A 10,059-nucleotide genomic window follows, 5' to 3' on the forward strand; every position below is an offset into this window, starting at 1 on the left:
TAGGTAAGCAGAGATTTTTTTATTCCTGTAGTTGAGATGTACTCTTTCATTATTTGAAATTACCGAGAGATTTCTTTACATACGGATTTTCAATTATAATTGAAATAATTGATGATATTTGTAAAAATATATCAGCATGAAAGAAAATCAAATCTCCGAGTTGATTATTAACCTCGCTATTAAGGTTCACTCTATTCTGGGGCCAGGTCTACTTGAGTCTGTATATGAAGAGTGTTTATGTCACGAATTAAAAAAGGCTGGCCTGAGCTTCGTAAGGCAACAACCTGTGAAATTGGTATATGACGGATTGATCATGGATGTTGCTTTTCGTGCAGATATCGTTGTTGAAAACAAAGTAATTATTGAAATGAAAAGCGTTAAAGAAGTTGACAAGGTTATGAAAAAAATCCTGCTGACTTATTTAAGAATTACTGACAAACGTCTGGGTCTTATTTTGAATTTCAATGAAGTTTTGCTGAAAGACGGCATCACCCGAATTGTAAACAACTTGGAGGAGTAGATTACTCAAAATCACCTCGAGCTGGATTGAATTCCAGAATCAAACTTACTCTGTTCTTTTTTTTGTGATCTCTGCGCCATAGCGTTCTCTGCGCGATGCCATTATATATTCTCTCTGCGCCATAGCGCCCTCTGCGCGAACCAGATGCGCACCCTCTCTGCGTCTCTGTGTTCTCTGCGAGAAACACAAGTGAACTCTCTCTGCGCGATACCATTGTATATTCTCTCTGCGCCATAGCGTTCTCTGCGCGAAACAAATGAGTACTCTGCGTCCTCATTCCGAGAGCAGCGGCGAAATCGCATTCAGCCGAACGACCCTGTCTTCGAGCACCCAGCCTTGCGTGCCGTCGGGGGTGATGACGCGAAGCCACGGTGTTTTATTTTCAAGAATACGAACTTTGATGCCTGGCTGAATCATCGCAATCCCTGTCCCGTTCTGGTCCGGAGAACTTCGCAACTGAGCCGCTTCGTTTACAACAATCGCTTTTTTTGAATGGCGGATATTGTAATTTCCGCTGATACTCTGCGCCAGAGCTATTAATACAACAATAAATAAAGATGCTGCGGCCAGAAAGAAAATTCTTCGGCTTTTGTTTGATGCCGAAATCAGAAACAATATAGAGACAGTAAGAAATACAGCGAGTGTGATGATGAAAAAATAGGTCCACCACTGCCATGACATTAGCGCTGATAGCCAGTTCCAGGCCATGATGAAAAAGTTTTCCGGAACAACTTCTGCATTGCCCAGTACTATTTTATTCACAAATGAAAGATTTGCTGCGGCATCTTCGTGCGAAGCATTGAGAAGCAGACATTTTTCGTAACACCATATAGCTGAGGCTGCATCGTTGTTTCGGTATAATGCATTACCGAGGTTGTAATACAAATCGTCTGAATAATAGCCACTGCACAGCAGATCGTTGTAAATAATTACCGACTCTTCATATTTCTTTTCATTATAAAGCGCAGATGCTTTCGAAAAAAGTTCCTGCGGAGTTTGGCTCCAAACGCTGCTCCCAGTTGAGAGTATGAGTAAAACAATTCCAGAAAATATTTTCAGTGTTTTCATTTTACTGCGTGTGTTTGAACTTTTACAATCAGTTCTGCTGATTTTTCATACAACTCTTTTTGACTCATGCGGCCCGCTGCAGGAGCGAATCTCGTGAATTCACATTCATCCAGAATATTTGAAAAATCTTCTGAAATATCTGCTGGCACATTGCTTCGGAGAAGAATTTCCTTTGCATTGGAAAGGCTCAGTTCAGAAAATGGAATAGTGAACTTATCAGTAAGATAGAGCCATAGCGCTTTTGATAATTCTGTATAATACTCTTCGTCTTTACCCTGATCGAGAAATGCTTTTGCCGTTTTTAGACGTCGCCGGGCCTGACGCATGGCCATTCGCATCCGGTATTCCGAAATATTGGCTTTCAGTCTGATTCGTTTACGAAAATACCACAAAATAATGGCTGCAGCCATTATGAGTAACACTACCAAAGTCCAGTATGTGGGCGAAAATGCAAAGGTTTTTGAATGAATAATTAAAGGTGGAGTCTTCTCATGAATATGACGAATATCTTCGTTCAGCAATTTTTCGGAGCTCACATTCGAACCGCTGCCTTTCAGCACTTTTATGCTGTATTCCGGCAACTTAATTGTTTCGTATTTACCTGTGTTTGGATTGAAAAATGCGAATGAAGCGGGTGTTACTTTAAAATCACCTGGAACCGTTGGTTGAAGCAGGAATTCAAAGGTGCGGCTTCCACTGATTCCGTCATTCGTTTTATTAAAGTCATCAATAATATCGGGATCAAACCATTCAAAACTTTCGGGGATGTTGGGTTCCGTCCATTCAATGAGTGGAAGATTGCCGTTACCGCTGACTTTCATTGTGAGCACCACTGCGTCGCCAGTGAAGCATTTGTTGCGATCGATTTCTGTTTCTATATTGAAATCTCCAACAGCACCATTGAATGTTTCCGGTTTTCCATTCTCCGGAAGCGGCATGACTGTTATTGAAAATGGATTGCTGACAATTTTTCTTTTCTCTGTGGTGACACCAAATCCGGCAAAGGGATCGACGCCGGATGAACCAAACGGGTCTTTGAAAAATTGATCAAAAATCGAAAATGGATTATAATTTTGTTGATTGGGAATCTGCACTATTGCTTCGAGTTCAAGCGACGGGACATTGAGTGTTCCTGTTTTTTGCGCTATCAGAGCCACTTTCCTGATTTCACCAACTATATATCTTTTCCCTTCAATGGTCTCTTCCCATGTTTTGGCGGCCGTTTTTGTATCAGTCAGTTCTTCAGTCCAAAAGCCGTCCATAGATGGTGTTTTTTCAATACCATATTGCGAAATGTCGTAGCGCGTATAAAGTCTGTACGACACTGTAAATTGTTCTCCTTCGTACACCCTCAATTTTGATGGAGTTGCAGTCAGAAATAATTCTTTTCCTCCCGAAGTTGTAGTAGGTTGTTTATTGTCGGGTTTGGCTGAATTGTTATTTGCCTGTCCCTGCGATTTTACAGCATTTCCGCTGTTTGTAACGGTGATGTTAATGCTGTTTGAACTATATGTCTGACCTTTGATTTTTACTTTAGCAGGTCCAATTGTATAGGTGCCGGCTGATTTCGGTGCCAGTGTAAAAATCCATTTCGATTCACCGGGACTACTCTGAACAAGTTGTCCGTTTACGATAATCTGCATACCACCGCCACCGGAATACGAAGACTGACCAACCACCTGAAAGCCATCAAACGTAGGTTTGGTGAACGTTTCGGCATTTCCTCCAGACAATGTGTAAGTGACTTTTACTCTGGAGTTAAGTGGAACTGAGCTATAATCGCTCGAAGCAGAAAACTGAATCTGCGCCGTAATTGCCAGACTGAAAAATAAACATGCTATTGAGAAAATCGTTTTCATAGTTTACCAGTCTTTGTATCCGTTTCCGGAACCTTGTCCTTCTTTAACAGGCTGAGTATGAATTTCGCGCTGCGTTTGTTTTTCCTTGTTCTGCAAAGCTTTCAACATCTGATCGGCTTGGCCGGAACTTATTTCATTCTTTTTTTGTTCCTGATTTTTTTGCTGATCCTGTTGCTTTTCCTGGTTCTTGTTCTGGTCCTTGTTCTCGTCCTTATTCTGATCCTTGTCCTCGTTCTTGTCCTTGTTCTGATTCTGCTTGTTTTGCTGATTCTGTTGATTTTGCTGTTGCTGTTTTTTCAACAGCTGCAATGCATAGGAAAGATTGTAGCGAGCGTCATCGTCGGATGGATTGAGCCGGAGCGCGTTTTTGTAGGCATTCACGCTTTGCTCATAATTTTTTTGTTGCATGTACGTGTTTCCGATATTATGATAAAGCCGGCTCTGTGTGCGATTATCAAGACTATCATTTAAAATTCCCGCATAGGTTTCTCTCGCGCTTTCGAAGTCACCACTTTTATACATGCTGTTTGCAAGATTGTAGCGCGCCTGAAAATTATAATTATTTTTTTGTTCAAGACTTTTCCTGTACAGACCCGAAGCTTTATCAAATTCTTTGTTGCGATACGCTTTGTTTCCGTCAATAACGTTTTGTGCCGAATTCTGCCCAAACCCTGCCAATGAAACAAAAATTGCAATGATTAAAATCATCAAATGTCTCATTACACATTCCTCCTTTCTATGAAATTTTTGAACAGATCCTGCCATTTCATGCGCCGTTCCATTAGAACAAAATCAATTAGTAATAATAGAAAAGCCGGGATGAGTAACCACAAATACAAAGAATTATAATCCGAAAAAATCATGGAGCGATTTTCCGCTTTTTCAGATTTATTGAGCTCATCCATGATGCTCTCAGCAGCGTTGCCAAGGTCTTTTGTGCCGATAAACAATCCTCCGGTCTGAGTTGCTAATCCTTTCAGTAATGCTTCGTCTGGCTTGGTGATCACGGTATTACCGCCTTCGTCTTTTTTGTAACCGGTGCGAACAGAATTGCTGAAAACAGGGATTGGACCACCCTTTTCAGTGCCTATGGCAATGGTGTGAACCGGAATTTTTCTTTTCTGCAATTCTACGATTACGGGTCCGGGATCGCCTTCAAGATTCTCTCCATCGCTGAGTAAAACAATGGCCGGATATTTTGCCTTGCTGCTGTCGATGCTTATTAATGCTGTTGTCAACGCTTTTTCAATGTGCGTTCCCTGTCGGCTGATGAGCTCTGGGTCAAGGTTTCGGACAAACATGGCAACTGCAGTCTGATCAATGGTCATAGGCAGTTGAATGAATGCATCTCCTGCAAAAACAATAAGTCCTGCGCGATCCGAGCCCATGCGGTCAATCATGCCAAGCATAATTTGTTTCACTTTGCTGAGCCGGTTTGGCTTAATGTCTTCGCAGCGCATTGAGTTGCTGATGTCAACCACAAACTGAATATCACTGCCTTTCGATTGAACCTGTTTATTCACTTTTTTCCCGGACAGCGGATTGGCCAGCGATATAATCATAAAAGCCGCTGCTATAGACAGAAGTATGAATTTTGTCAACGGTTTGTTTTTCGAAAAATCCGGAATGGTCAATCGGAGATTATTCCCGGAAAACATACGGGCGAGCTGTTTCTTTCTTGCGAAATAGTACAGCAGAAACAAACCTGTTGCGGCCAGCAGGGCAGCCAGCCACCAGAGATATTGCGGATGTTCAAATCTGTACATAATTATTAAGGTATAATTCGTAAAACGGTGTAACGGAGTAGTAATTCAAAGGCAAGTAAAAATAGAGCCATCAGTACAGGATAGAAAAACAGGTCATGTTTTTCCGACATGCGGGCAACTTTGATTCTCGTCTTTTCCATTTCATCAATTTCTGAATAAATGGATTCAAGCGATTTATTATCAACTGCGCGGAAATATTTTCCACCTGTCATCGACGCCATTTCCTGCAGCATGGGTTCGTCGAGGCGCACGTCGACATATTCATAGGATGTGCCCATGATGGATTTAACCGGATACGGTGCTTTTCCTGTTGTTCCGACTCCAACCGTGTACAGGCGGACACCATAGAGTTTCGCCATGGATGCGGCGTTGAGAGGATCGACAAACCCGCTGTTATTAATTCCGTCAGTAAGCAGAATGATTACTTTGCTGACTGCAGTGCTGAAGCGAAGGCGATCTACCGCAATTCCAACAGCATCACCAATGGCTGTTCCATCGCGCACAATGCCATTCTGAATCTGAAGCAGTAATTGTTTTAATACCGCATGATCGGCTGTGAGCGGGCATTGAGTGAAGGCGGCACCGCTGAAGGCAACCAATCCGATTCTGTCATCGGGACGACCGGCAATGAAATCCTGTGCTACATTTTTTGCAGCATCGAGTCGGTTGGGTTTCAGATCTTCAGCCAGCATGCTGCCCGAAACATCATTCACCAGCATAATATCAATGCCTTCGATGTTGTAGTCATCATGAAAGCTGTATGATTGTGGCCCCGCAATAGCAACGATTATAAAAGCAATCGCAGTCAATCGGAAAACAGGAAGAAAATGAAATAATCTTTCACGAAAAGTTTTCGGTGCTTTTTCAACAGCTTTCAACGATGATGCAACAACAGCATGACGCGACTGCCTGAAATTTTTAATGTACCACCAAATCATCAGCGGGATACAAGCCATTAGCAGAAACGCCCATGGATTCTCAAAAGACAGATCATTAATCCATTCCATTGTTGTCGGTGTTTGTTTCAACGGGTCTGGTCTCACTCACAAAATCGATGGCATTGCTGACCGATTTTTCGTATTGCCCCGGTTCAGGACGAAAGCGTGCAAACTTGGCCATATCTGCCACAGAAAGTATTCCTTTCAGATTTTGAATGCTGGCTACCGGTAATTCTTTTTTTGTTACAGCATTGATCAATTCCGATGAAAGCATTTCTTCAGCATGAATGTCACGCGAGTATTTTAAATATTTTCGAATGATTTCAACAAGTTCAGTATAAAAATCTTTTGGCGAAACACTAAACCATGCGCGCGATTCCTGCATTTTGCGCAGCGCTGCCAAAGCGGCTTCCGCCGGATTGATCCAGACAATTTCCTCAGCCGGAATTACAGATTTCTTTTTGCGCAAACGTAAGTAAATGAAAAATCCTGCGACAGCAATCAATATTCCTGCAATCACGTACCAGAGCCATTTCCACGATGTTTTCTCATCGACTTCGTAAATATCCTTGATGTCTTTTACAGCTTTGGTTGTGTCAACCGGAATGGTCGTGCAATAGAGCAGCAGCGAGTCACTCAGTATTTCTACGGTATCGTCGCCCTGCTGAATAATGGCTGATAGTGCTGGAATGGTGAAGTATCCACTATCGTAGGCGGATACCGATAATTGTTGTTTGTAAATTTCGAGCTTGCCTTTTTTCTCAGTAATGATTTCTTTTTTCTTGACAACTTCAATTCCGGATGGCATTGAATCTGCCACCATCGGCATTTGAAGAACTTTTGTTCCACCAGGCAAAGATAGCTGCCACTGCATTTGCGATAATTCGCCAATTCTGATAGAGTCTCGGCTGAGCGATACTTTGAGGTCGGTCTGTGCAGATACACAAAAAACTGCAAACAAGAAAACAAGAAATGTAGCCGGTTTTCTCATATTCTTTTTCCTCTTTTTTTGAAAAGTTTGGCCAATGGTTTTACAAAGTCTTCGTGAGTCATGAAATCAACCACGTCGATATTGAATTTGGCAGCGGTCTGCGTGAGGTATAACTGTTGCTGGTTCCACCAGGCAATGTATGTTTTTGCAGTAGCGCCGTTCGGATCTATCACGCGTGTGTGGCCGGTTTCGGCATCACGCATCAGAATCATGCCTGACCCGGGAACCGTAGTTTCAATTTTGTCAACCACTCGAAGCGCAACAAGATCGTGTTTGCGGGCAGTAATTGCAAAGGCGCGCTCATAGCCATTGTCGATAAAATCAGAAATCAGGAACACGATGCCTCGACGGTTCACAACGCGGTTGAAATACTCAAGCGCAGCGGAAATGTTGGTACCACGGCCTTCAGGCTTGAAAGTGATTAATTCGCGAATGATGCGCAGAATATGCTGCTGACCTTTTTTAGGCGGAATAAACTTCTCAATTCTGTCAGAAAAAAAGATTACGCCGACTTTATCGTTGTTGCGCAGTGCAGAAAACGCAAGCGTTCCGGCTAATTCAGCCACTCGCTCATTTTTCGAAACAGCTGTTGAACCAATGTTGTTTGAACCACTGACGTCGATGAGCAGAATGACGGTGAGTTCCCGTTCCTCTTCAAAAACTTTTATAAAAGGATGATTGAATCGGGCGGTTACATTCCAGTCGATGCTGCGCATGTCGTCGCCATAGCCGTATTCTCTCACTTCGCTGAAAGTCATGCCGCGACCTTTGAAAGCGCTGTGGTAGGAGCCGGCCAGCACTTCGTCGGTAAGACGCCGCGTTTTAATTTCAATGCGTCTGACTTTTTTTGAAAGTTGAAAATTATCGTTTTCCATTACGGAACCTGAACTGTGTTTAAAATATCTATGATAATCTGATCGGTGGTAATATTTTCCGCTTCGGCCTCGTAGCTGAGACCAATGCGGTGGCGCATTACGTCTGGCGCAACGGCTCTGATATCTTCGGGTAGCACATAGCCGCGGTGATTCAGCAATGCATATGCTTTTGAAGCCAGCGCCATGTTGATTCCGGCACGTGGCGATGCACCATAATTTATCATGTCTTTGTATTTCACCAATCCATAACGGGCAGGGAAGCGGCTTGCAAACACAATGTCGGTAATGTAATTTTCGATTTTTTCATCCAGATAAATATCACTAACAAGTTTGCGGGCATACATAATCTGCTCAACCGAAGCCACTTTATTGGGCACCGGATATTGCGGAGCCAAATTTTGGCGTATGATGAGCTTTTCTTCTTCTTTTTCCGGATAAGTCACCAGTACTTTCATCATGAAACGGTCTACCTGAGCTTCGGGCAATGGATAAGTCCCTTCCTGTTCAATGGGATTCTGCGTTGCCATCACCAGGAACGGCTCTTCCAGTTTGTAGGTGTTTTCACCAATGGTGACCTGACGTTCCTGCATGGCCTCGAGCAGGGCGCTCTGAACTTTTGCGGGGGAACGGTTGATTTCGTCTGCCAGCACGAAGTTCGAAAAGACAGGTCCTTTCTTCACATTGAACTGTTCCGACTTCGGGCTGTAGATCATGGTTCCGATCAGGTCGGCCGGCAGCAGGTCGGGTGTGAACTGGATGCGACTGAATTTGGCATCGATGGTAGATGCCAGCGATTTGATGGCCAGTGTTTTTGCCAGACCGGGCACACCTTCAAGCAGCAGATGACCATTGGCGAACAAGGCAATCAGTAAGCGATCTACCATGTTTTTTTGTCCGACAATACTTTTCCCCAGCTCCATGCGGATGAGGTCGATGAATGCACTTTCGCGCTGTATGCGCTCGTTAAGCTCGTGAATATCTACAGTAGGCATCATTTTTTGAAAATTTTTGCGGGGTTTTACAATTTTAAAGCCAATGCAGTATAACTGACAAAATTTCGTTTTAGTATGAAAATCCGGAAATTTTTGTCAGGTTGGGTGACTTAAATAGTATAATGTGCTTTTTTCGAGATGAAACAACATTTCCGGAAGAATTATGTCGGAAATACGACCCCTAAAAGCGAAAAAGCTGTCGAAAATACGACCCGAACCTATTGGGTATTTTCTAAAATGCAGGAATTGACCGAAAAAGAAATGAATTACTCTTTATAGGTATCCTTCCGCTCCATTTCGCGGCGGTTGTCGTTTTCCTTCAGGGATTCGCGCTTGTCATACATTTTTTTACCCTTGGCCAGCGCAATTTCAATTTTGGCAAATCCCTCGGGCGAAAGAAAAAGTAGCAGAGGAACAATGGTGAGGCCGGTTTCGCGGATTTTATTATGGAGTTTTTTCAATTCCCTGCGATTGAGCAACAGCTTGCGGTCGCGCTTCGGGTCGTGATTATTATAGCTCCCGAAGGAGTATTCAGAAATGTTCATGTTGCGAATAAAAGCCTCTCCTGCAACGATGATGCAATAGGCCTCGGCAATCGATGCTTTCCCCGCGCGGATGCTTTTTATTTCAGTTCCCTGCAACACAAGACCAGCCGTATATTTTTCGAGAATGTTGTACTCGAAATACGCCTTTTTGTTCTTGATCTGTATGTTGTTTTGTGTTGCCATGATATTTAAGGATTGCAAAGATACATAATAGTGGTCAGTTGTGAGTAATCAGTTGCGGAAACATCTTTCGTTACACGTTACAATCGTGGAATTTATTCCGCTGGAAGCGGAAGGCGTTACACGTTACATTTTGCAATTGTGACAAGGTGACAATCGTGACAAAGGAACATAGATGTGCCGACCGTGTCACGTACCACGTGAAGGCATCAAAAGAAACTGCGAAGCTCCGTCCGATACTCCTCCTGACTTCGACACTTTAATAACTTCTGTTTTGTAAATGCATGATATGCAGCCTTATACAATTTCCGGGACACCCAAATGG

11 protein-coding genes are annotated in these 10,059 nt (G+C 43.1%); 1 reads left to right on the forward strand and 10 read right to left on the reverse strand.

What is annotated here, in order from left to right; all coding sequences use genetic code 11:
• The first annotated feature begins 136 nt into the window (after positions 1 to 136).
• Positions 137 to 520: a GxxExxY protein gene (locus A2W93_12215; GenBank protein OFY56385.1), complete on the forward strand. Its 384-nt coding sequence runs from the start codon at positions 137 to 139 to the stop codon at positions 518 to 520.
• Position 521: 1 nt separating this feature from the next.
• Here the strand turns inward: A2W93_12215 and A2W93_12220 are convergent, their stop codons facing one another.
• The 10 genes from A2W93_12220 to A2W93_12265 all read right to left on the reverse strand — a co-directional run bounded on the left by A2W93_12220 (position 522) and on the right by A2W93_12265 (position 9,737).
• The gene (locus tag A2W93_12220; protein ID OFY56386.1) at positions 522 to 797 is read right to left on the reverse strand and encodes a hypothetical protein; all 276 of its coding nucleotides are present in this window, start codon (positions 795 to 797) and stop codon (positions 522 to 524) included.
• Positions 794 to 1,588: a hypothetical protein gene (locus tag A2W93_12225; protein ID OFY56387.1), complete on the reverse strand. Its 795-nt coding sequence runs from the start codon at positions 1,586 to 1,588 to the stop codon at positions 794 to 796. Before A2W93_12225 ends, A2W93_12220 begins: the two co-directional genes overlap by 4 nt.
• Positions 1,585 to 3,447: a hypothetical protein gene (locus A2W93_12230; protein ID OFY56388.1), complete on the reverse strand. Its 1,863-nt coding sequence runs from the start codon at positions 3,445 to 3,447 to the stop codon at positions 1,585 to 1,587. Before A2W93_12230 ends, A2W93_12225 begins: the two co-directional genes overlap by 4 nt.
• Positions 3,448 to 3,450: 3 nt before the next feature.
• Positions 3,451 to 4,155 carry a hypothetical protein gene (locus A2W93_12235; GenBank protein ID OFY56398.1) on the reverse strand — a complete coding sequence of 235 codons (705 nt, stop codon included), beginning with the start codon at positions 4,153 to 4,155 and terminating at the stop codon, positions 3,451 to 3,453.
• Positions 4,156 to 4,166: 11 nt separating this feature from the next.
• Entirely contained in the window at positions 4,167 to 5,213 is a 1,047-nt protein-coding gene (locus A2W93_12240) for a hypothetical protein (protein ID OFY56389.1), read from the reverse strand.
• Between the two features lie 5 nt (positions 5,214 to 5,218).
• A complete protein-coding gene (locus A2W93_12245; protein OFY56399.1) occupies positions 5,219 to 6,202 on the reverse strand; it encodes a hypothetical protein in 984 nt (327 codons plus the stop codon).
• Positions 6,203 to 6,206: 4 nt separating this feature from the next.
• Entirely contained in the window at positions 6,207 to 7,142 is a 936-nt protein-coding gene (locus A2W93_12250; GenBank protein OFY56390.1) for a hypothetical protein, read from the reverse strand.
• Complete coding sequence (locus A2W93_12255) at positions 7,139 to 8,017, reverse strand: hypothetical protein (GenBank protein ID OFY56391.1); 879 nt, start codon at positions 8,015 to 8,017, stop codon at positions 7,139 to 7,141. Before A2W93_12255 ends, A2W93_12250 begins: the two co-directional genes overlap by 4 nt.
• On the reverse strand, positions 8,017 to 9,012 hold the full coding sequence (locus tag A2W93_12260; GenBank protein OFY56392.1) for an ATPase: 996 nt from the start codon (positions 9,010 to 9,012) through the stop codon (positions 8,017 to 8,019). Before A2W93_12260 ends, A2W93_12255 begins: the two co-directional genes overlap by 1 nt.
• Before the next feature lie 263 nt (positions 9,013 to 9,275).
• Positions 9,276 to 9,737, reverse strand: a complete 462-nt coding sequence (locus A2W93_12265; GenBank protein OFY56393.1) for an SsrA-binding protein — start codon at positions 9,735 to 9,737, stop codon at positions 9,276 to 9,278.
• Between the last annotated feature and the right edge of the window lie 322 nt (positions 9,738 to 10,059).

The organism is Bacteroidetes bacterium GWF2_43_63 (assembly GCA_001769275.1).
In the GTDB taxonomy this organism is placed as follows: domain Bacteria; phylum Bacteroidota; class Bacteroidia; order Bacteroidales; family DTU049; genus GWF2-43-63.